This window comes from Devosia sp. Micro-HW1 (assembly GCF_056341075.1).
Window position 1 is genome coordinate 3,103,005 of record NZ_CP094375.1, and the last position, 25,128, is coordinate 3,128,132.

The window sequence follows — 25,128 nt, forward strand, 5'->3', positions numbered from 1 at the left end:
AAGAGAGACAAGCATGATCACGTCTTCCGATATCTCCCGGCCCCCCCGGCAACTGGTCGACGGCCTGCGACAGCTGGGCGCCGCGACCATAGCGGGTACGCTGGGGCATATGGGCTTCAAGAACCCGCATATGACCGGCATTCTGCCCCAGATCAGGGGCAAGGCGATCTGCGGTCCGGCGCTGACCCTGCAGTGTCTGCCGCAACGACCGGACCTGTTCAGCGAAGGCGAATATGCCGACCCCGAGACCCAGCTGCACCGGCACGTGCTCTATCACGTGCAGGAGGGCGACGTCGTGGTCGTCGATGCGCGCGGCGACATGCGCTCGGGCATTTTCGGGGACATGATGTCCACCTATTTCAAGGGTCGTGGCGGCGCCGGCATCATCATCGACGGGGTCATGCGGGACCGCCCCAATGTCGAAAAACTCGACCTGGCGCTCTGGCTCAAGGGCTGGTCGCCCAACTACCACGTGCAGACCGACATTTTCCCCAATGCCGTCAACGTCACCATTGCCTGTGGCGGCGTTACAGTCGTGCCCGGCGACATCATCGTGGCCGATGACGATGGCGCGGTAGTGGTGCCGGTCTCCATGGCCCAGCAGGTACTCGAAGACGGCCAGAAACATGCCGAATGGGAGGAATTCTCCCGCATGAAGCTCATGGCCGGCGAGCCGCTCCAGCGCTACTACCCGCTGCATCCCGATGCCGAGGAAGAATATCAGGCCTGGCGCAGGCTCAATCCGGTCAAGCCGGGCTGATCGCCCGGCGCAGCATCACCTCATTCCAATACGAACCTGCCTGGGGAACGGCCGTGAAAATCACCTCCGTCAAGACTGCGGCCACGGTTGGCCATTGCATGCATCTGTGGGTCCGCATCGAAACCGATGCCGGCATTACGGGCCTCGGCGAATGTGTCCATGGCGGGCACCAGGCCATTGCCATCATCGAGACGGAACTGGCGGAGAAGCTGGTCGGACGCGATCCTTTTGCCATCGACGCCATCTTTGAGGAAATCCGCCGCAGCCTGGTGTTCGAAGGCGGCTTTGCCGGCGCGCTGATCACCGCGCTGACCGGTGTCGAAATTGCGCTCTGGGACCTCAAGGGCAAGGCGCTCAAGGTCCCGGTCTACGAGCTCATGGGCGGCAAGTTCCGCGACAATATCCGCGTCTATTGCGATTGCGAAGTCTCGCCCGGCATGAACATGGACGAAGTGCAGCGCGAGGTCGACCAGGTGCTGGAGGCCGGCTTCACCGCGCTCAAGGTCGATCTCGACATCCGCGCCTATGGCCATACCGGCACGGAAACCGGGTGGTACGAGAAGGACGGCTTCAACATGACTCCCAACAAGTGGGAGCATGACCGCATGGTGCAACTGGCCGAGATGGTGGTGAAGGCCGCCGGCAAGGGCGTCGAGGTTGCCTGCGACCTCCACACGCGCCTCGACAAGCACAGCGCCATCCGCCTCGCCCGCGATCTCGAGCACCTGCAGCTGATGTGGCTCGAAGAACCGATCCCGCCGGAAAATATCGACGTCATGGCCGAGATCACGCGCTCAACCTCAACGCCGATCTGCGCGGGCGAAAACCTCTATCTGCGCCACGGCTTCCGCAAACTGCTTGAAACCCAGGCCGTCGACATCATTATGCCCGACATTCCGAAATGCGGCGGCCTTTCGGAATGTCGCAAGATCGCAGAGCTGGCCGATCTCTACTCGATCCCGTTTGCGCCGCACAACGTGTCCTCGCCCATCGGCACGATGGCCTCGGCCCATGTCTGCGCCACTGTGCCCAACTTCCTCGTGCTCGAGTTCCACTGGTTCCATCGCGACTACTGGTCGACCATCACCGATGGCGGCGAGATCATCAAGAATGGCAGGATCGCGCTGAGCGACCGGCCGGGCATCGGGCTCGAGCTCAACGAGGAGGTGGCAAGGGCGCACCAATATCCCGGCACGACCTGGTTTGCCTGACCCTGGCAGTGTCATGCCGTCGTGACGCGGTTCTGCCTTGCCCCGGAACCGCTCAGTCCAGCGCCTCGTAGAGCGCGCCCGCAGCGCTGGAAACCTCGGCCGTCGGGGCCGCAGCCACCAGGGCATAGGCCATGTCGCCGAATTGCCAAAAGGCGGTCGTGGTTTCCGCGACATGTCGGGTCGTCGGGCGCTGGAAGCCGAACTCTCCGGGTCGCGCGGCAAACAGCGATGCGGAGCCCAGATCGCCGGCCGTGACGGCCAGTTCGACGCAAGGCCCGAAATGCGAGGGATAGACCTGCACATCGGTGACGGTCCAGCCTTTGGGCAGATCAGGCATGCGGATCTGGGTCTCGGCCAGAAGCTCTGCCGGATCATAGTCGGTGACGCGGGTCTGCGAATGCATGCTGGCGCGCAGCGCGGTGATGTGGTGGGCCTCGACCGCGGCGGTGACATATTCGGGCACGTCGCTGGACGCGTGCGCGGCAAGCGTGCCGCCCAGCTGGGCATGGGCAACCCAGCCGGCGCTGACCAGGACCGAGGCCGCCGCGAGCGGGCGCAGGCGGCGGAACAGCTGCCCGCGTTGCAGACGGTCTTCGAGGCGCCGCGCCAGGTCGGCAGTGGCGGAAGGCGGTGGCGTGTCGTCGACGCTGAGGGCGAGACGCAGCTCGTCCCGCATGCGCAGATCGGTCATCACCTGCGCCGCGACATCAGGATGGCGTGACAGCCAGTGCTCGACTTCGATGCGTCGCGACATATCGAGCTGACCATCGACAAAGGCCGCAAGGTCCAGTGGATCGAGGGCTTCCGGTGTCCGCATCATTCGCCTCCTTTTACCAGTCTGAGGGGTGGTCCGCTTTCCCAGCGCCGCAGGGCCTCGCGGCCGCGCGAAATCCGCGACATGACCGTGCCCGCCGGCACGCCCAGGACTCTTGCGGCTTCCTCGTAGCTGAGGCCTTCTATCGTCACCAGATGCATGGCTTCCCTTTGTTCCTCGGGCAGGGTGTCAAAGGCGCGTCGCACCTGGTTGAGCCGGACGCTGTCGACCTGATTGGGCGCCAGCGTCTCGCCGGCCTGGGCCGCAAAGTCACGGTCGCGGGCCACAGCGCTCCGGCCTGACCGGACACGATCGATATGCAGGTTGTGCACGATGGACATCAGCCATCCCCGCAGATTGCCATCGGGATTGAAGCTGGCACTGCGCTCGAGCGCGCGCACCAGCGCGTCATGCACAAGGTCCTCGGCATCCGTGCGGTTGCGCGTCAGGCTCAAGGCGTAGCGCCGCAGAGCCGGAAGCGCCTTCATGACTTCAAGTTTGCGGAGCAAGCGTTGGACCATGCCCTATATACGGGCCAAAGGGTCCGGACATCCAGACCCGACACGAACACGTCAGGCCTGCATTGCCTGCTCGCTGGCAGCGGGTCCACAGACGCCCGGCTCGAACAGGTCGAGCAACTGGTCGGCATAGCGGTCGAGGTCGAGGGTATCGTCATGGGCCCAGTGGAGCAGACCGCCTTCGAGGGCCCCTGATATGGCCGTGGCGACGACCGCTGGATCAAAGGACTTGAAGGTGCCGCGATCCTGTCCGGCCGTGAGTGTGGCAATGAGCCATTCCCGCTGCTCCCGCCAGACCGCGAGATGATCGGAGACGTCCGAGCCACCCGCCCGCGTGGGCGAGAGGTGGCGCAAGGCGAGCAACTGGTCCCGGTTTTCCCGGGCATAGGTGAGGTGCCCGCCAATGAAGGCGGACACGCGCTGCCATTCTTCCTCGATGGCGTCGGCATCGGCGACGATCGCCTCGACCATGCGCTCATGGACGCTGGCGAGGACGGCATCAAACAGGCCTTCCTTGTTGCCGAAGTAGTAGCAGATGATGCCCTTGGCGACGCGGGCCTCCGAAGCGATGCGCGACAGCGACGTCCCGGCCGCGCCGTGCTGAACCAGCACGGCGATGGTGCAGTCGATGATGTGCTGGCGCCGTTCCGCTTCGATCGACTTCATCGCCCCGGCCCCGCCTCAGGCGACCTTGGAGATGTCTGGAACCGCGTCCAGCAGCATTTTGGTATAGTCGGCCTGCGGGTTGTCGAAGATGGCATCGGTCGGACCGTTTTCCACCAGGACCCCGTTATGCAGCACGCCGACCGAGCTCGACATCTGTCGCACCACGGCCAGGTTGTGGCTGATGAGCAGGTAGGTGAGGCCGAACTCGGCCTGCAGCTCGCTCATCAGGTCCAGAACCTGCGCCTGCACCGACACGTCGAGGGCCGAAGTCGGTTCGTCGCAGACGATGAATTCGGGCTGGCTCGACAGCGCCCGGGCAATGGCGACGCGCTGGCGCTGGCCGCCGGAAAATTCATGCGGGAACTTGCGCATGACGGCAGGATCGAGGCGCACGCGGCGCAGCAGTTCGGCCACCCGGTCATCGACTTCCGAACGGTTTCGGGCAATGCCCAGGGTCCGCATCGGTTCGGCGATGATGTCGGCGACGCGCCAGCGCGGATTGAGGCTGGCATAGGGATCCTGGAAGATCATCTGGACGCGCTTGCGGCGCTCCTTGTGCCCGGCCCCGCTGGCCCAGATATCATGGCCATCGACCGTGATCTGACCCGAAGTGGGGCGCACGAGGCCCACGATCATCTTGGCGCAGGTGGATTTGCCCGATCCGGATTCGCCGACGAGGCCAAAGGTCTTGCCCTTTTCGATGGTGAAGCTGACCTCGTTGACGGCGCGGAAGACCTCGACCTTGCCGGGCAGAAGTTTCAGGAAGCCGCCGCCGCCGATCTCGTAGTCCTTGACCAGCTTCTTGACCTGCACATAGGCGCCATCGTCATTGGCAGCCGGCGCGACGGCCACGGCGCCAGCCTGGCGTTCGATGGTCGGGATCGAGTTGATGAGCTTGATCGTATAGGGCTCGCGCGGGCGGCGGATGATGTCGCCCACGGTGCCGGTCTCGACCACCTTGCCCTGGTGCATCACCACCATGCGGTCCGCCGTCTGGGCAATGACACCCATATCGTGGGTGATGAGCATCACCGCCGCGCCATGGTTGGAGCAGAGCTTTTTCAGCACCTTGATGATCTGGGCCTGCACCGACACGTCGAGTGCCGAAGTCGGCTCGTCGGCCACGATCAGCTCGGGACCCGCCGCAATGGCAAGGGCGATGACGACACGCTGGCGCATGCCGCCCGAGAACTGGTGCGGATAGCTGTCGATGCGCTCGGCAGCCTTGGGAATGCCGGCCTCGGCGAGGAGGTCGATGGCCTTTTGCCGAGCTTCGGCCGCCGAAAGCGGCAGATGAGCGCGGATGGTCTCGACCAGCTGCTCGCCCACCGTATAGAGCGGATTGAGGCTGGTCAGCGGATCCTGGAACACCATGCCGATGCGCTTGCCCCGCAGCCTGGCGCGAGCCTCCTCCGGGAGGTTGTCGATGCGCTCGCCCTTGAGGCGGATTTCGCCGCCGGCAATGTGGCCGGGGCGCTCGATCAGGCCGATGACGGCCGAGCCGGTCATCGACTTGCCGGCGCCGCTTTCGCCGACCACCCCGACGACTTCGCCGGGCATGATGTCGAAGGAAACGCCATCGACGGCGCGGAACACGTCATCGCGGAACGGGAACTCGACGACGAGGTCCTTGATGGAAAGAACGGGCTCGGTCATCAGCGCAACTTCGGATTGAGGGCGTCGCGCAGCCAGTCACCGAGGAGGTTGACCGACAGGGCGAGCAGGACAAGGGTAAGGGCCGGGAACAGCAGGATCCACCATTCGCCAGAGAACAGGAACTGCTGGCCGATGCGGATCAGCGTCCCCAGCGAGGGCTGGGTCGGAGGCACGCCGACGCCAAGGAAGGACAGGGTCGCCTCCTCGATGATGGCGAGGGCCAGGCCGATCGTGCCGATCACCAGAACCGGGCCGGTGACGTTGGGCAGGACATGGCGCAGCAGCACGATAAACGGATTGACGCCCAGGATGCGAGCGGCCGCGACATAGTCCTTCTGCCGCTCGACCATGGTGGCGCCGCGCACGGTGCGGGCGAACTGGGCCCAGTTGGCAAGGCCGATGGCGATGATCAGCACCCAGACGGCCGCGCCTTCCTGCTGGTTGGGGGGGATGATGCCGCGGGCAATGCCGAAGATCAAAAGCGCAATGAGGATGGCCGGGAAGCTGAGTTGGACGTCGGCGATACGCATGATGACGGCGTCGAGGACACCGCCGACATAGCCCGCAACGAGGCCCAGGCCAACGCCGAGTACCATGGCAAACAGCGTCGCCATGAGGCCGACGAACAGGGAAACGCGCAGGCCATACATGATGGTCGAAAGCACGTCGCGCCCCTGACTGTCGCTGCCGAGCAGGAAGTAGTTGCCGGCGAACGAGGTCGAGTTGGGCGGGGTGAACCCGTCCATCAGGTTGAGCGTCGCCGGGTTGAACGGATCATAGGGCGCCAGCCACGGCGCGAAGACGGCCATGAGGACCAGCAGCACTGCCACGATGGAGGCGACGATGGTCACCGGCGAGTGCCGGTAGGACCAGACGATGTCCGACTTGAGGAACATCTTCCAGCGCGAGGTCTTGACGGCCACGACGGGCTTAACTGAGGCTTGGGGCAGATCGCTCATGGCCTACCTCCCGGACTTGGCGCCGTCGCGCAGGCGCGGATCGACGATGAAATAGAGGATGTCGACGATGAGGTTGATGACCACGAAGACCAGCGCCACGAAGACGAGGTAGGCGGCCATGACAGGCACATCGACGGCAGCGACGGAGTTGACGAACAGCGAGCCCACGCCCGGCCACTGGAACACCGTCTCGGTGATGATGGCAAAGGCGATGACCGAGCCCAGCTGCAGACCGGTAATGGTGATCACGGGCACCATGGTGTTCTTGAGCGCATGGCCGAAATTGATCGCCCGCTTGGAAAGGCCACGGGCCTTGGCGAAGCGGATATAGTCGGTGCGCATCACTTCGAGCATTTCGGCCCGCACGAGGCGCATGATCAGCGTCAGCTGGAACAGCGAGAGGGTGATCGCCGGCAGGATGAGTGAGCGCAGGCCCGACGAGGTAAGCAGGCCCGTGCGCCACCAGCCGATCTGCACCACTTCGCCCCGGCCGAAGCTGGGCAGCCATTTGAGCTCGACGGCAAAGACATAGATGAGCCCGATGCCGATAAGGAAAGTGGGCAGCGACACGCCGACCAGTGAGGCGGTCATGATGACGCCCGAGGAAAAGGCGCGGGGGCGAAGGGCCGTGTAGATGCCCAGGAACACGCCGCCGACAAGGGCGATGATGGCCGAGGCAAAGGCAAGCTCGATCGTGGCTGGCAGGCGATCGAGGATGAGCTGGCTGACCGGCTGCTGCAGCCGGTAGGAGACCCCGAAATTGCCCTGCAGGGCGTTGACCACGAAATGGTAGAACTGGACGTAGAAGGGCTGGTTGAGGCCGAGCCGTTCGCGGGCAGCGTCGTAGTCGGCCATGGTCGCGTCCTGGCTGAGCAGGTTCGCCAGCGGGTCACCGACATAGCGGAACACCAGGAAGGCGATGAAGGCCACGACGAGCATGACAATGACGGACTGGAACAGCCGCCGGGCGATGAAGGCGAGCATAATGCCCTCCGATACGACGGAGCCGCCGCCGGGCGCGAGGCCCTGGCGCGGCGGCTCCTGATTGCGGGACGCTTACTCGAAGGTGACCGTGGTCATGTTCGGCTGGTTTTCCGGCTGAACCGGCAGCGTCACACCTTCACGCATGGCATAGGCCAGGACCTGGTTGTGGATCGGCAGCAGCACGCGATCGGCCTTAACCGTTGCCCAGATCTCGGCGACGGTGGCTTCACGCACGGCCGCATCGCTCTCGGTGCCGAGCGAGATGATCTTCTCGTCCAGTTCCGGGTTCGAGTAGAGGCCGACATTGTAGGTGCCGTGCAGATCCGTCTTGGTGTGGATCAGGTCGTTGAAGACATAGGCCGAGTCAAAGGTCGGGACACCCCAGCCGAGCAGGTAGAAGTCCGACTCGTTGGCGAGAATGATCGGGCTGTGTTCGGCAACCGGACGCGAGGCCAGGGTGACGTTGATGCCGATCTGGCCGAGCATGCCGACATAGGCGGTCGAGATCGCCTCGTCGTTGACATAGCGGTTGTTCGGGGTGTCGAGGGTGACCGAGAAACCATCCGGATAGCCGGCTTCGGCCATCAGCGCCTTGGCCTTTTCCACATCGGGAGCCGGATAGGCATTAAGTTCTTCGGTCCAGCCGGCCACGAAGGGCGGGTTGGGGATACCGGTCGGGATCGACTGGCCGCGCATCACGACCTGCTTGATCGCATCGCGATCGAGCACCAGCTCCATGGCTTCGCGGACCAGCGGATTGTTGAACGGGTTGCTGTCGGTGATGTTGGACGACTTCAGCGGTTCGTCACCGAACTTGTAGCCGAAGTAGATGAAGCGGTTTTCCGGGCCGGTTTCGACCTTGAAGCCTTCGGTCGAAGAAAGGCGCTCGATGTCCTGCGGCGGCACGTCCTGGACGATGTCCACTTCGCCCGAGAGCAGAGCGGCAACGCGGGTGCCGGCGTCCGAGATCACGACATATTCGATGTCGGTGACCGGGGCGGCTTCACCCCACCATTCCGGGTTGGCGGTCAGGACGGTCTTCACGTCGACTTCACGCGAGACCAGCGTGTAGGGGCCGGTACCATTGGTGTTGAGCACCGAGTAGTTGGTGGCGCCCGAGGCAAAGTCCTGGACGGTGTCGAGGTCGTTGGCTTCCGACCAGGTCTTGTCCATGACGAAGGTGTTGGTGAGGTTGTTCGGGTAGATAAGCGACGGGCCGGCCATCTGGAACTCGACAGTGTAGTCGTCCACGGCCGTCACCGACTCCACTTCGGCGTGGAGCTGCTTCATGTTCGAGAATTCGCTCTTGGCGCGGGTGATCGAGTAGACCACGTCCTCGGCGGTGAAGTCGGACCCGTCGTGGAACTTGACGCCTTCGCGCAGCTTGAACACCCAAACGGTGTCATCGCCTTCCTTGAGCGCCCATTCCGTGGCCAGGCGCGGGGTCAGGTTGCCGTCATTGTCGCGGCCGACGAGGGTTTCGTAGATGTGGTGCGCCAGGGTGTGGGTATTGCCCTGGTTCTGCGAGTGCGGATCCAGCGTCAGCGCGTCGGACGAGCGCGCCCAGCGGATCGTTTCAGCCTGGGCAACACCGGCAAGCATGGTCGTCGCGATAAGCGCAGCGGCAATGCGGGTCAGTGAAGTGTGCATTAGCGTTCTCTCCATTCCTGAATAACGCCTTCTCGAAATAGTCATTTGGAAGGCTTGGGCCACACAAAAGCTCAGATTTATCAGGAGTGCAATTGCACAAGCTTGGCATCAATAGTCGTGCTGCTGGCACAAAGCTGTGACAAACACCGCGCCGAACGGTTTTTGACAAATCGGTACGCGTCTCGTTGCCAGAAATACTTCAAAATACATGACGTGCGAATTCGCACGTCATGTATACGGAGTGAAGGTGGGATTTCTTCCGTGGCCTTGCGATTTTTTCTCGTCCTGCGGTTCCTCCGGCCTTTCCTGATCCGGAATATTCCCCTTGGCAGAGCGGCGGCCCGGCTGGCATCACTTGGGCATGTTCGCGCAAACCAGTCTGACCATCCTGCTGGCCGTCATGGTCGTGGCCTTTGCCTCCGGCCGTTTCCGGATCGAAATGGTCGCGCTGCTCGGGCTGGCCGTCGCCTTCATGCTCGGGCTGGTGTCCGAGACTGCCGTGTTTTCCGGCTTTGCGAGCCCCACGGTCGTCACGGTTCTGGAAATCCTCCTCATCATCAGCGTGCTCAACCGCAGCCATGTGGTCGAGGCCGTCGGTCGTGCCTGGCCGGCGGCCTCGGGTCCGCGGGCGACGCTTTTCGGTCTGCTCGTGGTCTCGGCGGCCCTGTCGGTCTTCATGAACAATATCGGGGCGCTGGCCCTGGTGATTCCGATGGTTCTGGCGGTCGGCGCGCGACATGGCCTGCCGGCGCGGGCCCTGCTGATGCCGGTCTCCTTTGCCACCCTGCTCGGCGGGCTGGGCTCGCTCATCGGTACGCCCGCCAACCTGCTGGTCGCCCAGGCGCTCGAAGAGATGCGGGCAACGCAGTTCGGCTTTTTCGAAATTGGCCTTGTGGGCCTCCCCGTCGCCGCTGCCGGCATTGTGTACCTGACCCTGGTGACCCCGTACTGGCCGCGTCAGGCGCCGGGCGGGGACAGGGATGCGAAACTGCAGGCGCCTGCCGCCTCCCTGCAGCGGCTTGTGCCCGAGGGCTCGAACCTGATCGGCCAGCCTGTCTCCGCTCTGGAGCAGCACAATATCGAGATCATCCACCTGCTGCTCACCGGTCGCCACCGCCCCATTGGTGACAGTCTGCGTGCCGGTGACCTGATCTTCGTGCATGCCGCGGCCGATGACCTCGACGCGCTCGAGCGGAGCGGGCAGCTGGTGCCGCTGCCGGCCCTCGATGACGCTGCGCAGCGGGTCGACGTCGTCGTCATGCCTGACAGCATTTTCGTCGGCTCGCAGATCGCCGATCTCGAGCCTCTGCATGCGCGCGACATCATCGTGGATGGACTGCGCGCCGCCGGCCGCCCGCTCGATGGTCCCTTTGCCGAGCAGCGGCTGCGTATCGGCGACGTCCTGATGCTGCGCGGCTCGCCCGAAGCGCTGGCGGCAGAGCTCGAGGATTGCGGACTGATGGCGCTGGCACAGCCCGAAGGTCGGAAGGCGGAGCGCGCGGCCCTGCTGCCCGTCCTCATCTTTGCCGCAGGGGTGATGCTCACCGCCTTTGCCGGGCTCAATCCCGAGATTGCCTTTGGCCTGGTCGTCATCGCGCTGGCGCTGACCGGCGCGCTGTCGATCCGGCGGGGGCTCGAAACCATGAACTGGCCCATCCTCATCATGCTGGGGGCCATTATCCCGATCGGCGCGGCGGTCGAGACGACGGGGCTTGCTGCAAGCCTTGTGGACATGGTGACGGCGCTGCTGCCGGTCGCCAATCTGCCGGCCCTGATCGCCGCCATGGTGCTGCTGGCGGCGATCCTCACCCCCTTCGTCAACAATCCCGCCACCGTGCTCATGCTGGCGCCGATCGCGGTGGAAATGGCGGGGCAGTATGGTGTGCCCGTCGAGCCGCTGCTGCTGGCAGTCGGGGTTGGCGCCTCGCTCGATTTCCTGACGCCCTTCGGTCACCACAACAACACCCTGGTGATGGGGCTGGGCGACTACAGCTTCGCCGATTTTCTGCGTCTGGGCGGCCCGCTGGTCCTCCTGACGGGGGCGACGACCGTGCTGGTTCTGGCCTGGCGTTTCGCCTAGCCGGCGATCAGGCTTCGAAACCGGGCGTTGCCAGCGCTTCGGCAAGGCTGGTCCGGTCGAGCACGGCGCGCGACGCGACGGCTACTTGCGCAAAGACATGGCGCAGCTCGCAGCTCTCTTCGGACTTGCAGTCCTGGCAGGGGCGATATGCGACCTTGGAGAGACAGGGCAGGAGCGCAATCGGCCCGTCGATCAGCCGCAACACCTCGCCAAAGGTGACGTCTTCGGCGGATCGGATCAGTTCATAGCCGCCCGTGCGGCCGCGCCGGCTCTGCACGATCCCGCCCGCCTTGAGTTCGAGCAGGATCTGCTCGAGGAACTTTTTGGGGATCTTCTGCTCGCTGGCGATCTCGCCGATCATCAGCGTCTTGCCCGGCCCCGGACGCGCCAGCGCCAGGAGGGCACGCAGTGCATATCTGGCCTTTTGCGAGATCACTGCGCGGCTCCTGGTTCAGCTTTCGGGGAAGAGTGCGAAGCGTTTTGGCCGGAAGGCGATCTGGGATCGCTCGCCGGCGGGGTGATCGAAGGGGAGGTCGATCTCGACGCGATGGGCGGCCCCGCCAATGTCGAGTTCGACGCGCCTGGTGCCCCCGACCCGGCGGCTGGAGGCGACGACCCCGGCCAGGGCTGCATCGCCCTCGACCAGTTCGATGTCATGCGGGCGGAAGAACAGGCGCTGCCTGCCCTCGGCCCCGGTCCGGGCAAGGCCGATCGGCCGGTCGCCGAGCCAGACATCGCCCTTTTCCACGGTGACCGGCAGTTCCGAGCTTTCCCCGATAAAGCCGAAGACAAAGGGCGAAGTCGGGGTGTCGTAGACAGTGTCGGGCGAGCCGACCTGCTCGATCCTTCCCTGGCTCATGACGCAGAGCCGGTCGGCCAGCTCGAGCGCCTCCTCCTGGTCATGGGTGACGAATACCGTGGTATGGCCGGTGCGCTCGTGGATTTCCCTGAGCCACTTGCGCAATTCGCGCCGCACCTGCGCGTCGAGGGCGCCAAAGGGCTCGTCGAGGAGCAGCACGGCCGGCTCGATGGCAAGCGCCCGGGCCAGGGCCACGCGCTGCCGCTGCCCGCCCGAGAGCTGGTTGGGATAGCGCTTTTCAAGGCCGGAAAGCTGGACCAGGTCAAGCAGTTCGAGTGCCCGGCGGCGGATCTCGCCATTGGGCGGGCGGGTCAAACGCGGCCGGACCTTGAGGCCAAAGGCGACGTTTTCGAGAATGGTCATATGCCGGAACAGGGCATAGTGCTGGAACACGAAGCCGATATTGCGCTCCTGGACGCTCTTTTCCGAGGCGTCGGTATCGCCAAAGAAGATGCGGCCGGCGGTGGGGCGCTCCAATCCGGCAATCAACCGCAGCAGCGTGGTTTTGCCCGATCCCGAAGGACCCAGCAGCGCGATCAGTTCCCCCGAGCCAATGTCGAGCGAGACCTCATGCAGTGCCGGAAACCGGTCGAATTCCTTGCGAACCCTGTCTACCCGTACGTCCATCGTCTGTCCTGTCAGTGCCCGCGTCCCGAGGCGGCCAGCTCATCGCTGTAGCGCCATTCCAGCGCCGCCTTGAGGACGAGTGTGACCAGGGCCAGCAATGCCAGCAGCGAGGCAAGCGCAAAGGCGGCTGTGCCCTGATACTCGTTGTAAAACATCTCCACCTGCAAAGGCATGGTGGTAGTCTGGCCGCGGATCTTGCCTGAGACCACGGCAACGGCGCCGAACTCGCCCATGGCGCGGGCATTGCACAGCAGTACGCCATAGAGCAGGCCCCATTTGATATTTGGCAGGGTCACCCGCCAGAAGGTCTGCCAGCCCGAGGCGCCCAGCGATAGCGCTGCCTCCTCGTCGCCCGTGCCCTGATCCTGCATCAGGGGGATCAGCTCGCGCGCGACGAACGGAAAGGTGACGAAAATCGTCGCCAGCACGATGCCGGGCACGGCAAACAGGATTTCGACGCCCATGGATTTGAGCCAGGGACCCATAAGGCTCCCCGTGCCGAAGAGCAGCACATAGACGAGGCCCGAAATAACCGGCGAAACCGAGAAGGGCAGGTCGATCAGCGTGGTCAGGAACGCCTTGCCCTTGAATTCGAACTTGGCGATGGCCCAGGAGGCGCAGATGCCGAAGACGACGTTGAGCGGCACGGCAATGGCGGCCACCAGGAGGGTCAGGCGGATGGCCGCGAGGGCGTCCGGATTTTGCAGCGACTGGAAATAGGCGCCGATCCCCTGCCGGAAAGCCTCCGAGAAAACCGCAGCCAGCGGCAGCACCAGGAACAGCGCCATGAACAGCATGCCGGCAAGGATCAGCGTCCAACGGACCCAGACGGGTTCATTGGTGGGGGATGCCAGGCGGCGGGCGGCGACACTATTGGCCATAGCCATACCTCCGGCGGCTCCAGGCCTGGATGAGATTGATGACGAACAGCATGATGAAGGAGATGATCAGCATGACCATGGCGATGACCGCCGCCCCTGTATAGTTGAACTCTTCGAGGCGGATGACGATGAGCAGCGGCGCGATTTCCGAGACGAAGGGTATATTGCCGGCAATGAAGATGACCGATCCGTACTCCCCCACGGCCCGTGCAAAGGCGAGGGCGAAGCCGGTGAGAATGGCCGGCGTCAGGCTGGGCAGCAGGACGCGCGAAATGGTCTGGAAGCGGTTGGCGCCGAGCGTGGCCGAGGCTTCTTCCACTTCCTTGCTGGTTTCTTCGAGGATCGGCTGGATGGTCCGCACCACAAAGGGCAGGCCGATGAAGATCATGGCGATGGTGATGCCGACCGGCGTGTAGGCGATGCGCCAGCCCAGCGGCGCCACAAGCTGGCCGATAAACCCGTTGGGCGCATAGATGGCCGTGAGGGCGATGCCGGCGACAGCGGTGGGCAGGGCGAAGGGAAGGTCGACCATGGCGTCGAAGATCCGCCTGCCCGGAAAGCGGTAGCGCACCAGTACCCAGGCGATCAGGGTGCCGAAGACGACGTTGATGGCGGCGGCGATGAAGGCGGTGACAAAGCTTGTCCTGAGGGCGGCGAGCACGCGCGGATCGAGCGCTGCGCTCCAGAAGCCGGACCAACCCAGGCCCGCCGAGCGGAACACCAGCGCGATGAGCGGCACAAGGATGATCAGGGAGAAATAGGCAATGGTGAAGCCAAAGGTCAGTCCAAATCCGGGGATGACGCTGGGCTGGCGGAAACGGCCAAATCCTGTCACCTTGACCTCCGCTGGTCCCATTGGCCGAGCACTGGATGGAGCAAGAACCATCTGCTGTACCTTCGCTTTACTGCGTTAACTCTATCTGGATAGTCGGGTATAACAAGGTCGTCATTCGGCAAGATTTTCCGATTTTCTAGAAAATTGTTCTGCGGGTCTGCCGGTTTAATGGGCGGTGTTTGCGCCCTATACTGGATGCGGCAGGGTCAGGGACCTGGCTAGGTCAGCACATTGCACCCGGATGTCCGGCACCGCTTCGATCTCGAAGAAGCGGCCCCTTGTCAGCGGCCCCACGACATGGACGCGTTTCGAGATGCGTCCGTCGGCGCCGATCAGGGCGCAGCTTTCATCGACATCCATGCCAATGCTCATGGCATCGGGCCGCGCGGCGCCGCTCCGGACCAGCTGGCGGATCAGCGGATTGGCGCTGGAGCCGATATCGACGCTGACGCCGCCGCAATCATAGACCCGGGCGACGTCGAGGACCTGTCGGTGGTCCGTTCCGCGCGGCCGGATCGTGGCACGGACGCCGCCCGCTTGCTTCTCGATACTCAGGAATTCGGCGGCAATCAGATCGACCTGACCCGCGGTGATGGCGGCGACGAGACCCTGGTGGAGGTCTGGTGGCAGGCGGTGGCGATGGATGTTCCACCAGGGCCGGACATGGCGCAGGAACTGGCGCCTCTCCCGGTCCGGCCAGCTTTGCCACAGTCGCTGATTGTAGGGCCTGAGGCCGTCGACGACGCTCCGCCAGTCGCCGCCTTGCGCTGCGGTCTCGGCAACGAGGTCGCGGAACCAGGTGGTCAGATAGGCAAGGCTGGTGCCCAAGGGCACGTCGGCAGCGTCAATGCTGAGCGGCGCGACGTCACGATGGGCGCGCGGCACAAGGCCATTGCGCGACACCACGGTGATCGACCCCCGATGCTGCGCCGAGGAAAGCGAGACGAAGGCGTCCACCATGCTGAGCCCGGAGCGCAGGATCATCACCGGCGCATCGGGGTCCAGCCGCGTATCCTGGGCAGACCCCGCCCGCACGGCCAGACCCTTGCCACGGGCGGGCTGGGTCTCGTGGCCGACCGCGAGCACGGCGCGGTCGGCGGTGAGTTCCGAGCCCGAGGCGAGGCGGATGTCGACGCCATCGGGACGCTCGTGCAGGGCCTCCACTTCCTCGGCGAGCACGCGCAGCCGGCCCGGCAGGCGCGCAGCGGCGTCGCGCAGCACGGCCTCAAGATAGACCCCGTAGAGTCGGCGGGGCACAAAGACCCAGGAGCTGGCATGCTTGCCCGGTTCGTGCCGTTGCAGCCAGCGCCAGAAATGCTCGGGATCGTCCGCAAAGGCACTCATGCCTCTTGCCGGGACGTTGACCCGATGCTCGCGGTTCAGCGCCGAATAGGCGAGGCCCTGGCCGAACTGCCCCTGCTTTTCGATGAGCGTCACCCGCAGGTCGGGATCGGCACTGCGCAGGAGATGGGCGGCCAGCAGCACGCCACTGGCGCCGCCCCCGACAATGACGATGGATTGCCCGCTCATGCCGCCGCGCCTCCCCGGGGGTGGCGGTGTGGCCGGCTCAGCCGGGCAGGGCCGCGTCCAGCGCGTCGGCACCCCCCATGGACGCCAATTGCATGAGGCTCGTATTGTCGAGGACTTCGGCAACGGCATTGCGGACGTCGAGCATCAGGTGCCGCACCTGGCAGGTCGCCACATTGCAGTCGTCGCAGGGTACGAAACGGGTCCGGCTGGCGCAGGGAATGGGCGCCAGGGGCCCGTCGAGCGCCCGCACCACATGGCCGATCATGATCTCGGCCGCAGGTCGGGCCAGTCCATAGCCCCCCAGCTTGCCCTTCTTGCTGCGCACGAAGCCGGCATTGCGCAGATCGGCAAGGATGGCGTCGAGGAACTTCTTGGGAATGGCATTGGCCTGGGCCAGCTCGGCCACGCCCATCAACGCGCCCTCGGGCTGATGCGACAGCGCCGCCAGGGCCTTGAGGCCGTATTTGCCCTTCTTGGTCAGCATAGGCGGTCATCCACCGGTCGGCGGTCGACACGACCGGCATCCGGGAACAGCGTATAAATTCCATAGCCATACTAAACAAGACCCTGGGCGGAGAGGAGGCCCTGCCGGATCGCCGGCGGGCGCCTGTCGGCGCGGTCCAGAACCTGCCGGGCGAGGTGATAGCCACCGGGCCAGCGCCCAAAGCCGCTGGCGGTGTTGATATGGCCGGCAAAGCCCAGATCGACCACTGGTGCGTGCCAGGCGGCGGCCAGCGCCTGCGCCTTGGCAAGGCTCATATAGATGTCGTCTCGGCTGGCCACGACCAGCGCCGGAAAGGGCAGCGGCATGGTGGGCAGGGTGCCGAATTCGTAGGTACGGGCATGCAGGCTCGACGTGCGCTCGATATCGGCCGGCGCCACCAGCAGCGCGCCCCCGACCAGCGGCGCGACCGAACTGGTGCCCAGCCGCGCGGCCAGGATTGTCCCGAGGCTATGGGTGACCAACAATGCTCCCGGATTGGCGATGATTGCCTGCTCCAGCCGGTGCAGCCAGCGTCCGGCCTGCGGATTGGCCCAGTCGGACTGTTCAACAAGCAGGGCATGGTCGTGGTCCGCCAGCCAGTGCTGCTGCCAGTGATCCGCACCCGAACCGTTGAGTCCAGGAACGATGAGAACGGGGCGGGTCATCGCTCCGGCATCCCATCGCGCTGCGGATCGAGCGAGATCCTGACCGGCTCCGGGGCCTTGCCGTTGATATAGCAGGCGTCCTGCTCGGCGCGGCTCATCGGCACGGCACCCAGAGCGGCATCCGGCAGGCCGCCGAAAAAGTTGGCCTTGTGCGGGGCCCCCTGGCCGGCGCTACGCGCCAGGCGGCCGGGGCCGAAAATTCCAAGGAAGTGAACCATGTCATGCTCATGAGAAGGATATCTGCGGGCAGAACTGGTGTGGCCGGCCCCGGGCCGGCCACGTCTTCGCTTACTGGGTGGGACCGGAATAGATCTGGTCGAACACGCCGCCATCGCCGAAATATTTCGGCTGGGCTTCGCGCCATCCACCGAAGTCCTCGATGGTGACCAGGTTCAGTTCGCCAAAGCGGGCAATGTCCTCGGCCGCCGCCAGTTCAGGCTTGTAGGGGCGATAATAGTGCTTGGCGGCGAGCGCCTGGCCGACATCGGAATAGAGATAGTCGAGATAGGCCTGAGCGACTTCGAGATTGCCCTTCTTGTCGGCATTGCCCGGCACCAGGGCCACCGGCGGTTCAGCCAGGATCGAGAGCGAGGGGGTGACGATGTCGAAAGCGTCGGGGCCGAGTTCCTCTAGCGCGAGATAGGCCTCGTTCTCCCAGGCGAGCAGCACGTCACCAATGCCGCGCTGCACGAAGGTCGTGGTCGAGCCGCGGGCGCCGGTATCGAGAACCGGGACATGCTTGAACAGCTCGGTCACGAATTCCTGCGCCTTGGCGTCATCGCCGCCATTGGCTTCGCGGGCCCAGGCCCATGCGGCCAGGAAATTCCAGCGCGCGCCACCCGAGGTCTTGGGATTGGGGGTGATGACTTCCACGCCTTCCCCGATCAGGTCACCCCAATCATTGAGGTTCTTGGGATTGCCCTTGCGCACCAGGAACACGATGGTCGAGGTGTAGGGGGCATTGTTGTTTTCGAGCTGACCGCGCCAGTCGGCGGGAATGAGGTCGGGATTGGCGTCGGAAATGGCATTGATGTCGCTTTCAAGGGCCAGCGTCACGACGTCGGCTTCGAGCCCATCGATGACAGTGCGGGCCTGCGAGCCCGAGCCGCCATGGGTGACCTGGATGGCGACGCTTTCGCCCTTGGTTTCCTGCCAGTGGGCGACAAAAGCCTCGTTGAATTCGCGATAGAGCTCGCGCGTCGGATCGTAGGACACGTTGATCAGCGTCTTGTCCTGCGCCTGAACCGAAGTGGTCACGGCAAGGCCCAGTGCCAGCGAAGCGGCAAGGGCGGTGTAGGTAACTATCTTGGCTGTCCGTTTCATCGGAGCCTCCCGAGTGAATAATACACAAACCCTATCAACTCAGTCGTGATTGGGAAGGCTCAGGCTTGCGCGCGATTTTTGAAATGGAGAAAATTTTACTCTGACAGCGTCAGCGGTCTGTCCACGGCGCAATCCAGTTTCGGATAGTGGCGGAATCGACGTGAAATATGCCCGGCCCGATGGTTGGGCCAATCACGGCCGCGGGACGCGTCTGGGGTGAATTGGAACACGCCTGGGCGCCTATACGCGCGCGATCGGCTCCCGACAGGGCGCGGTCTGCCGCGAAGATCAGAGATTTTCTCGCCGTGCTTTTTCGGCGCAATCCCAATCTCCCGGAGACGGGATTTTCGCAAATTCATTAGTCGACAAAAAACATAGACTAAATACGCTTTTGACATCGCCGGCTTCGAGGGCTGGCATTAAAGGAGCGATTTCCATGAGCGATCCGCAACGTCAAATCCGCCTGGGCGCCTTCATCATGGCCACGGGTCACCACATCGCGGCCTGGCGTCATCCGGACGCCGAGGCGACGGCCGGACACAATATCGATCACTATCGCGAGCTGGCCCAGACGGCCGAGCGCGGCAAGTTCGACATGGTCTTCGTCGCCGACAGTCCTGCCGGCTGGGATGGTGGCGCCGGTCCCGAAATCCGCTCGCGCGTCAGCCATTCGGCCCATTTCGAACCGGTGACACTGTGGTCGGCGCTCTCGCAGGTCACCAGCAATATCGGCTTTGTCGCCACGGCCTCGACCACCTATGAGGACCCCTATCTCTTGGCACGCAAGTTTGCCTCGCTCGACCATATCAGCAAGGGGCGGGCGGCCTGGAATGTGGTGACCACCGCCGCCGACGTGTCGAAGAATTTCTCCATTGCCGGTCATCCGGCCCATGCCAATCGCTACGAGCGGGCCGAGGAAGTCGTCGACCTGGTGCTCGATCTCTGGGACAGCTACGAGGACGACGCGCTGGTCATCGACAAGCAGAGCGGCATTTTCTTTGATCCCGACAAGGTGCATCTGACCAACCACAAGGGGCAGTTCTTCTCGGTCAGCGGCCCACTCAATGTAGCCCGCTCGCCGCAGGGGCGGCCGGTCGTGGTGCAGGCCGGGGCTTCCGAAGCCGGGCGCGATCTCGCCGCCCGCACCGCCGAGGTGATCTTCACCGCCAACCAGACCCTTGCCGACGCGCAGGCATTCTACAGCGACGTCAAGGTCCGCCTGCCGCGTTTCGGTCGCCGCCCCGAACAGTTGCTCATCATGCCCGGCATTTTCCCGGTCATCGGCGGCACCGAGGCCGAGGCGCAGGCCAATTACGAGTTTATCCAGTCCCTGGTCCACCCCACCATCGCCTGGGCCATCCTCAAGCAATATTACGTCGGGGTCGACCTCTCGGGCTATTCGCTCGACGACCGCGCACCGCCGCTTCCCTCAGATACCGAGCTCAACAAGAGCCGCCTGAAACTGGTGTCGGACCTCGCTAACACTGGCCTCACCCTCCGCCAGCTCTACCTGTCGCTCGCCACCGCCCGCGGCCATCGCACGGTCGTCGGCACGCCCGAACAGATCGCCGATGCCATCGAGGTCTGGTTCACCAATGGCGCGGCCGACGGCTTCAACATCATGCCGCCGATCCTGCCCACCGGTCTCGACGATTTCGTCAACCAGGTCGTGCCCATCCTGCAGCGACGCGGGCTCTACCGCACCGAATATGCGGGCGCGACCCTGCGCGAAAACCTCGGCCTTGAGCGCCCGGTCAACCGGTTCGTCGCCCGCCGCGACGCCCAATCCAGCCAGCGGAGCGCCTGATGAGCACGATCAGAATCCTCGGAATTTCCGGCAGCCCATCCCGTCCGTCGCGTACGCGTGGGCTGGTCGAGGCAGTGATTTCGGCTGCTGCCCGCGATCCGCGCGTCGAAGCCTCGGTCTTCGATCTCAACGACGTGCTGCCGGACCTCGGCCACACGCTCGATCCGCGCAATGCCGCGCCCAGCGTGGCGGCCTTGCTGGAGGCCGTTGCCAAGGCCGATGCCCTGGTCGTCGGGTCTCCGGTCTACAAGGGCACCTATTCGGGCCTCTTCAAGCACCTCTTCGACCTCGTTGATCCCAAGGCACTCAAGGGCAAGCCGGTGGTGCTCTCGGCGACGGGCGGCAGCGACCGCCACGCCTTGGCGCTCGACCACGGTCTCAGGCCGCTCTTTGCCTTCTTCGCGGCCGACATCATCCCCACTGCCATCTACGGCACCGAATCCGAATTCTCCGAATACCGGCCGCAGAGCGATGCGCTCAACGCCCGGATTGCCCGCGCTGCCGAGGAATTGTCCTGGCGGCTGGGCACCGTCCGCCCCCTGGCACGCACCGCCTGATTTCTCCTCCTCCTCAAGGACCAACGACCAATGAAACGCCGTCACCTGCTCTCTCTGATCGCCGCCGCTCCCGTCGGCCTCGCCCTCACCCGTGCGGGCCTTGCCCAGACCGCGCCCACCACGTTCCGCATCGGCTGGCAGAAGGGTGGTATTCTCGCCCTCGCCAAGGCGTCCGCCGCCATCGAAACCAAATTGGCTGAACGCGGCATTACGGTGGAATGGAGTGAATTCACCTCCGGTCCGCCGCTGCTCGAAGCGCTCGGTGCCAATGCCCTCGACTTCGGTTCCACCGGCGACGTGCCGCCGCTCTTTGCCCAGGCCGCCGGCGGCGACCTCGTCTATGTCGCGGCCCAGAAGGGCAGCGCCGAGGGCTCGGCCATCCTCGTCAAGCAGGATAGCCCGATCCAGTCCATTGCCGATCTCAAGGGTAAGAAGGTCGCATTCAAGCGTGGCTCGAGTGCGCATAACTTCACCGTAAAGGCGCTGCGCACCGCTGGTCTGACGCTCCAGGATATCGAAGCATTCGATCTTGGACCATCCGACGCCGCGCCGGCCTTTGCCACCGACCAGGTCGATGCCTGGGTCATCTGGGATCCCTACTTCGCCATTGCCGAACAGGAGCCCACGACCCGCGTCCTCACCACCACCAAGGGCATCCTGGATGCATGGAGCTTCTATCAGGCCAATGGTGCCTTCGCCCGCGACCATGCCGAAATCGTGGCCGAGGTCATCGAGGTGCTCAAGCAGGTCGGCGCAGAGGCTCAGGCCGATCTTGAGGCCACGATCGGGCAGATTTCCGAAACGACGGGCATACCCGTCGACATCCAGCGTGTCGCCCTCACCCGCGAAGGCGCCGATTTCAGCCGCATCTTCCCGATTACCGACGAGACCATCGCCTATCAGCAGAGCCTGGCCGACGAGTTCTTCGAACTGGGCATCATCCCGCGCCAGCTCACCATCACCGACATCGTCTGGTACGCGCCCAGCTGATCCAGGCAAGGCCCGGCGGCTGGTCGCCGGGCCATTTCCATTCTCCGCAAAAGGAACGTGTCATGACCACTGCGACCGAGCCGTTCAAGACCACGCTCTCGACCCCGCGCCGCGCGACACCCGGCTTCAGTCTCGCCAGCCTGTCGCCGCTGGTGCCGTTCATTCTGCCCATCGGCGCCATCCTGCTCTGGCAGGTGGCCGCGAGCGCCGGCTGGATCGGCAACCGGCTGATGCCGGCGCCCTCTGCCGTGCTGGCGGCACTGGTCGACCGCGTCAGCTCGGGCCGCATCTTTGTCGACATCTGGGCCAGCGCCGTGCGCGCCATTTCCGGCCTGCTCGTTGGCGGGTCCATCGGCTTTGTGCTGGGCATTGCCAATGGTGTGTCACGCCATTCCCATGCGCTGACCGACACGACCTTGCAGATGCTGCGCACCATTCCCAACCTGGCGCTGATCCCGCTGGTCATCCTGTGGTTCGGCATCGGCGAGGAAGCCAAGCTGTTCCTCACTGCGCTCGGCGTCTTCTTCCCGATCTATCTCAATACGCTCCACGGCGTGCGCACGGTCGATCCACAATTGCTCGAAATGGGTCGTGTCTATGGCATGAGCGGCTGGACCCTGTTCCGCAAGGTCATCTTCCCCGGCGCGCTGCCATCCATCTTCATCGGCCTGCGCTTCTCGCTCGGCATCATGTGGCTGACGCTGATCGTGGCTGAATCCATGGCGGCGTCCTCGGGTATCGGCCACATGGCCAATAGCGCCCGCGAATTCATGATGACCGATGTCGTCATCCTCGCCCTCGTGCTCTACGCCCTGCTCGGCAAGCTGGCCGATGTCACGGCACGCCTCCTCGAACGCAGCACCCTGCGCTGGCACCCCGCCTACCAGGCTCCGGAGAAGTGACATGACCGCCATTCAACGCGCCCGCACCCATACTGCTTCCGGCCGTGAAATCGAGCCCGAACTGCGCCCTGTGTCCCGCCGCGCGACCGCTTTCCGCACCGAAGGTGCCGGCATCAGCATCACCGGTCTCGACAAGAATTTCGGGCCGACCAAGGTGCTCAAGCACCTTGACCTCGAGATCGAGCCCGGCCAGTTCGTCGCCATCGTCGGCAAGAGTGGCTGCGGCAAGAGCATCTTGCTGCGCCTGCTGGTCGATCTCGATCCGCCCACCCATGGCGATATTGCCTTCGCCGCGCCCAGGGGCGTGCAGGGGGCGGTGAACAAGCGCATCGTCTTCCAGGAGCCGCGACTGTTGCCCTGGGCAAGCATTGGCGACAATGTCGCAGTGGGTCTTGGCGCCCGCGTCAGCGGCCACGATCCACGTGTCGTGGCGGCGCTCGAAGCGGTGCAGCTCTCGGAAAAGATCGACCAGTGGCCGGCCCGGCTTTCGGGCGGCCAGCGCCAGCGTGCGGCCCTGGCGCGGGCGCTGGTCAGCCAGCCCAATTTTCTGGCGCTGGACGAGCCGCTCGGCGCGCTCGACGCCCTCACCCGCATCACCATGCAGGGTCTGCTTGAGGATGTGTGGCGCGAACAGGGCTTTACCGCGCTTTTCGTGACCCATGACGTCACCGAGGCGGTGGTGCTGGCTGACCGCGTCATCGTGCTCGACGAAGGCCATGTGGCGCTGGACCTGACCGTGGACCTGCCGCGGCCGCGTGAACGCGGCAGCGCCGCCTTTGCCAGCCTCGAGCGGCAATTGCTCGACGCGATATTCCGCTAGAGCAACGTCTTGGCCAGGAAGCTGCGCGTCCGCCCAACCGGAAAGTCGGGCAACTGGCCAAAGACCGCGTAGCCCGCACGCTCGTAGACTTTGAGGGCGTGCGGGCTGAACGTGTCGATATGGGCGCCATGGCAGCCGCGCCGAAGCGCTTCGTCCTCGGCGGCAAGGAGCATTTCTGCGGCCCGACCCTTTCCGCGCTGACTTTCGGCCACGAACAGCCACTGGACATAGAGCCAGCCCCAGGCCGTGTAGCCCGAAATGCCCGCAACGATTGCGCCGGTCTCGTCGCGGAGGAACACGGCGAGGGCCCGCCGTTCTGAAGCGCCGACGTCAGCATCGTTGAATGCCGTCAGCGCCCTGCCAGTGAAATCGAGATCGTCCGGCCGGGGCGTGTCAGTGACTTCAAGGGCGAGGTCACTCATGGCTCAGGCCGCCAGCACGCCGCCGGTCAGCGGATGCGGGGCGCCGGTCGTGGTTGGAAAACTGATGGGCATCCCGCGCAGCACACGCACGGCGAGGAGCGCGAAGCATTCGGCTTCCACCGCATCGCCGCGCCAGCCCACGGCTTCCGCCGGGACCGCCTCGACCTGGGCGCGGGTCTGGAGCATGGCCATGATCGCCGGATTGTGCCGTCCGCCGCCGCAGACCACCAGCCGTTCCGGCCGCTGCGGGAGAAGATCCAGCGCCTTGCCCACCGCACCAGTGGTGAAGGCGGTCAGCGTCGCTGCGCCATCCTCGGCACCAAGGCCATCGGCCATGGAGGAGAGGAAGTCGAAACGGTCGAGCGACTTGGGATAGGCGGCGGAAAGATAGGGGTGGGTGAGGAGGCGGGCCAGCCGCTCTTCATCGACCTTGCCGTGCAGCGCCATCTCGCCATTGCGGTCCATGTCACCCAGGCCAAGACCCTTGATGAAGTCGTTGATCGGCGCATTGGCTGGACCGGTATCGAAGGCAATCAGCGTATCGGCGCCATCCCAATAGGTGACATTGGCGACGCCACCCAGATTGAGCACGGCGGTCTTGCCATCGGTCGCGCCGGCCTTCCTGAGCAGCGCGCGATGATAGAGCGCGGCCAGCGGCGCGCCCTGTCCCCCGGCGCGGACGTCGGCCGAGCGGAAGTCGTAGGCCACCCTGATGCCGGTCAGCTGGCGCATCAGCGCGCCATTGCCGAGCTGGCGGGTGGCGCCGATGCGGCCCGGCTGCGGTGCGCGGTGCAGTACCGACTGGCCATGGAAGCCGATAATGCCGATGTCCTCGGGCTTGAGGCCGGCCTGCTTGACGAGGTCGAGCACGGCGGCCGACTGGGCGCGGGTCAGCGCCTCCTCGGCTTCGGCGAAGATGGCGGGCTCGGGACCCTCGAAATTCCACCGGCGCGCCTGGGCCAGCGTTTCCTCGAGCGTATCGCGGATCGACTGCGGATAGGGGGCGAGCGTATAGGTGCCGAACTCGGCGATGGTCTCGCCATCGGTGCGCAGCAAAGCCACGTCGATATTGCCATCGAGCACAGTGCCCGTCATCAGCCCTATGGCCCAGATCGGTTCCATTACCGT

Annotated in this window: 26 protein-coding genes; 8 read left to right on the top strand and 18 right to left on the bottom strand. The window is 64.7% G+C overall.

What is annotated here, in order from left to right; all coding sequences use genetic code 11:
* Window positions 1–13 precede the first annotated feature (13 nt).
* Together MQW79_RS14965 and MQW79_RS14970 are read left to right on the top strand one after the other, a co-directional pair.
* Window positions 14–760 carry a ribonuclease activity regulator RraA gene (locus MQW79_RS14965; protein ID WP_476585266.1) on the top strand — a complete coding sequence of 249 codons (747 nt, stop codon included), beginning with the start codon at window positions 14–16 and terminating at the stop codon, window positions 758–760.
* 53 nt (window positions 761–813) lie between these two features.
* Window positions 814–1,971, top strand: coding sequence for a mandelate racemase/muconate lactonizing enzyme family protein (locus MQW79_RS14970; protein ID WP_476585267.1), 1,158 nt, complete (start codon window positions 814–816; stop codon window positions 1,969–1,971).
* A gap of 52 nt (window positions 1,972–2,023) precedes the next feature.
* Here the strand turns inward: MQW79_RS14970 and MQW79_RS14975 are convergent, their stop codons facing one another.
* The 7 genes from MQW79_RS14975 to MQW79_RS15005 all read right to left on the bottom strand — a co-directional run bounded on the left by MQW79_RS14975 (window position 2,024) and on the right by MQW79_RS15005 (window position 9,218).
* Window positions 2,024–2,791 carry an anti-sigma factor family protein gene (locus MQW79_RS14975; RefSeq protein ID WP_476585268.1) on the bottom strand — a complete coding sequence of 256 codons (768 nt, stop codon included), beginning with the start codon at window positions 2,789–2,791 and terminating at the stop codon, window positions 2,024–2,026.
* Complete coding sequence (locus MQW79_RS14980; protein ID WP_476585269.1) at window positions 2,788–3,306, bottom strand: sigma-70 family RNA polymerase sigma factor; 519 nt, start codon at window positions 3,304–3,306, stop codon at window positions 2,788–2,790. Before MQW79_RS14980 ends, MQW79_RS14975 begins: the two co-directional genes overlap by 4 nt.
* A gap of 51 nt (window positions 3,307–3,357) precedes the next feature.
* Window positions 3,358–3,969 (bottom strand): TetR/AcrR family transcriptional regulator, encoded by a 612-nt coding sequence (locus MQW79_RS14985; RefSeq protein ID WP_476585270.1) that lies wholly within the window; start codon window positions 3,967–3,969, stop codon window positions 3,358–3,360.
* Window positions 3,970–3,984: 15 nt separating this feature from the next.
* Window positions 3,985–5,625 (bottom strand): ABC transporter ATP-binding protein, encoded by a 1,641-nt coding sequence (locus MQW79_RS14990; protein ID WP_476585271.1) that lies wholly within the window; start codon window positions 5,623–5,625, stop codon window positions 3,985–3,987.
* Window positions 5,625–6,584, bottom strand: coding sequence for an ABC transporter permease (locus MQW79_RS14995; RefSeq protein WP_476585272.1), 960 nt, complete (start codon window positions 6,582–6,584; stop codon window positions 5,625–5,627). The genes MQW79_RS14990 and MQW79_RS14995 overlap by 1 nt, the downstream gene beginning before the upstream one ends.
* Window positions 6,585–6,587: 3 nt before the next feature.
* On the bottom strand, window positions 6,588–7,568 hold the full coding sequence (locus MQW79_RS15000; RefSeq protein ID WP_476585273.1) for an ABC transporter permease: 981 nt from the start codon (window positions 7,566–7,568) through the stop codon (window positions 6,588–6,590).
* A gap of 72 nt (window positions 7,569–7,640) precedes the next feature.
* Complete coding sequence (locus MQW79_RS15005; RefSeq protein ID WP_476585274.1) at window positions 7,641–9,218, bottom strand: ABC transporter substrate-binding protein; 1,578 nt, start codon at window positions 9,216–9,218, stop codon at window positions 7,641–7,643.
* Window positions 9,219–9,579: 361 nt separating this feature from the next.
* Here MQW79_RS15005 and MQW79_RS15010 point away from each other — a divergent pair, with 361 nt between their 5' ends.
* The gene (locus tag MQW79_RS15010; protein WP_476585275.1) at window positions 9,580–11,298 is read left to right on the top strand and encodes an SLC13 family permease; all 1,719 of its coding nucleotides are present in this window, start codon (window positions 9,580–9,582) and stop codon (window positions 11,296–11,298) included.
* A gap of 7 nt (window positions 11,299–11,305) precedes the next feature.
* Here MQW79_RS15010 and MQW79_RS15015 read toward each other — a convergent pair whose 3' ends face one another.
* The 9 genes from MQW79_RS15015 to MQW79_RS15055 all read right to left on the bottom strand — a co-directional run bounded on the left by MQW79_RS15015 (window position 11,306) and on the right by MQW79_RS15055 (window position 18,502).
* Window positions 11,306–11,734 carry an RrF2 family transcriptional regulator gene (locus MQW79_RS15015; protein WP_476585276.1) on the bottom strand — a complete coding sequence of 143 codons (429 nt, stop codon included), beginning with the start codon at window positions 11,732–11,734 and terminating at the stop codon, window positions 11,306–11,308.
* A gap of 15 nt (window positions 11,735–11,749) precedes the next feature.
* Window positions 11,750–12,784, bottom strand: a complete 1,035-nt coding sequence (locus tag MQW79_RS15020; RefSeq protein WP_476585277.1) for a sulfate/molybdate ABC transporter ATP-binding protein — start codon at window positions 12,782–12,784, stop codon at window positions 11,750–11,752.
* A gap of 11 nt (window positions 12,785–12,795) precedes the next feature.
* Window positions 12,796–13,671: a sulfate ABC transporter permease subunit CysW gene (gene cysW, locus MQW79_RS15025; RefSeq protein ID WP_476585278.1), complete on the bottom strand. Its 876-nt coding sequence runs from the start codon at window positions 13,669–13,671 to the stop codon at window positions 12,796–12,798.
* Window positions 13,655–14,521 carry a sulfate ABC transporter permease subunit CysT gene (cysT, locus tag MQW79_RS15030; RefSeq protein WP_476585279.1) on the bottom strand — a complete coding sequence of 289 codons (867 nt, stop codon included), beginning with the start codon at window positions 14,519–14,521 and terminating at the stop codon, window positions 13,655–13,657. The genes cysW and cysT overlap by 17 nt, the downstream gene beginning before the upstream one ends.
* Window positions 14,522–14,686: 165 nt before the next feature.
* The gene (locus MQW79_RS15035; protein WP_476585280.1) at window positions 14,687–16,030 is read right to left on the bottom strand and encodes an FAD/NAD(P)-binding protein; all 1,344 of its coding nucleotides are present in this window, start codon (window positions 16,028–16,030) and stop codon (window positions 14,687–14,689) included.
* Between the two features lie 37 nt (window positions 16,031–16,067).
* Complete coding sequence (locus tag MQW79_RS15040; RefSeq protein WP_476585281.1) at window positions 16,068–16,514, bottom strand: RrF2 family transcriptional regulator; 447 nt, start codon at window positions 16,512–16,514, stop codon at window positions 16,068–16,070.
* Between the two features lie 71 nt (window positions 16,515–16,585).
* Window positions 16,586–17,179 (bottom strand): RBBP9/YdeN family alpha/beta hydrolase, encoded by a 594-nt coding sequence (locus tag MQW79_RS15045; RefSeq protein WP_476585282.1) that lies wholly within the window; start codon window positions 17,177–17,179, stop codon window positions 16,586–16,588.
* Complete coding sequence (locus tag MQW79_RS15050; RefSeq protein WP_476585283.1) at window positions 17,176–17,397, bottom strand: hypothetical protein; 222 nt, start codon at window positions 17,395–17,397, stop codon at window positions 17,176–17,178. Before MQW79_RS15050 ends, MQW79_RS15045 begins: the two co-directional genes overlap by 4 nt.
* 70 nt (window positions 17,398–17,467) lie before the next feature.
* On the bottom strand, window positions 17,468–18,502 hold the full coding sequence (locus MQW79_RS15055) for a sulfate ABC transporter substrate-binding protein (protein WP_476585284.1): 1,035 nt from the start codon (window positions 18,500–18,502) through the stop codon (window positions 17,468–17,470).
* Between the two features lie 436 nt (window positions 18,503–18,938).
* On the opposite strand from MQW79_RS15055, the gene MQW79_RS15060 reads away from it, so the two are divergent.
* The 5 genes from MQW79_RS15060 to MQW79_RS15080 all read left to right on the top strand — a co-directional run bounded on the left by MQW79_RS15060 (window position 18,939) and on the right by MQW79_RS15080 (window position 23,578).
* On the top strand, window positions 18,939–20,309 hold the full coding sequence (locus MQW79_RS15060; protein WP_476585285.1) for an LLM class flavin-dependent oxidoreductase: 1,371 nt from the start codon (window positions 18,939–18,941) through the stop codon (window positions 20,307–20,309).
* Window positions 20,309–20,866 carry an FMN reductase gene (msuE, locus tag MQW79_RS15065; RefSeq protein WP_476585286.1) on the top strand — a complete coding sequence of 186 codons (558 nt, stop codon included), beginning with the start codon at window positions 20,309–20,311 and terminating at the stop codon, window positions 20,864–20,866. The genes MQW79_RS15060 and msuE overlap by 1 nt, the downstream gene beginning before the upstream one ends.
* A gap of 30 nt (window positions 20,867–20,896) precedes the next feature.
* Window positions 20,897–21,856, top strand: a complete 960-nt coding sequence (locus tag MQW79_RS15070) for an aliphatic sulfonate ABC transporter substrate-binding protein (RefSeq protein WP_476585287.1) — start codon at window positions 20,897–20,899, stop codon at window positions 21,854–21,856.
* A 62-nt stretch (window positions 21,857–21,918) separates the two neighbouring features.
* Window positions 21,919–22,758 (top strand): ABC transporter permease subunit, encoded by an 840-nt coding sequence (locus MQW79_RS15075; RefSeq protein ID WP_476585288.1) that lies wholly within the window; start codon window positions 21,919–21,921, stop codon window positions 22,756–22,758.
* Between the two features lies 1 nt (window position 22,759).
* Complete coding sequence (locus MQW79_RS15080) at window positions 22,760–23,578, top strand: ABC transporter ATP-binding protein (RefSeq protein ID WP_476585289.1); 819 nt, start codon at window positions 22,760–22,762, stop codon at window positions 23,576–23,578.
* On the opposite strand, the gene MQW79_RS15085 is transcribed toward MQW79_RS15080, so the two are convergent.
* Window positions 23,575–24,000, bottom strand: coding sequence for a GNAT family N-acetyltransferase (locus MQW79_RS15085; RefSeq protein ID WP_476585290.1), 426 nt, complete (start codon window positions 23,998–24,000; stop codon window positions 23,575–23,577). The genes MQW79_RS15080 and MQW79_RS15085 overlap by 4 nt on opposite strands.
* 3 nt (window positions 24,001–24,003) lie before the next feature.
* Window positions 24,004–25,122 carry an anhydro-N-acetylmuramic acid kinase gene (locus MQW79_RS15090; protein ID WP_476585291.1) on the bottom strand — a complete coding sequence of 373 codons (1,119 nt, stop codon included), beginning with the start codon at window positions 25,120–25,122 and terminating at the stop codon, window positions 24,004–24,006.
* Window positions 25,123–25,128: the final 6 nt, after the last annotated feature.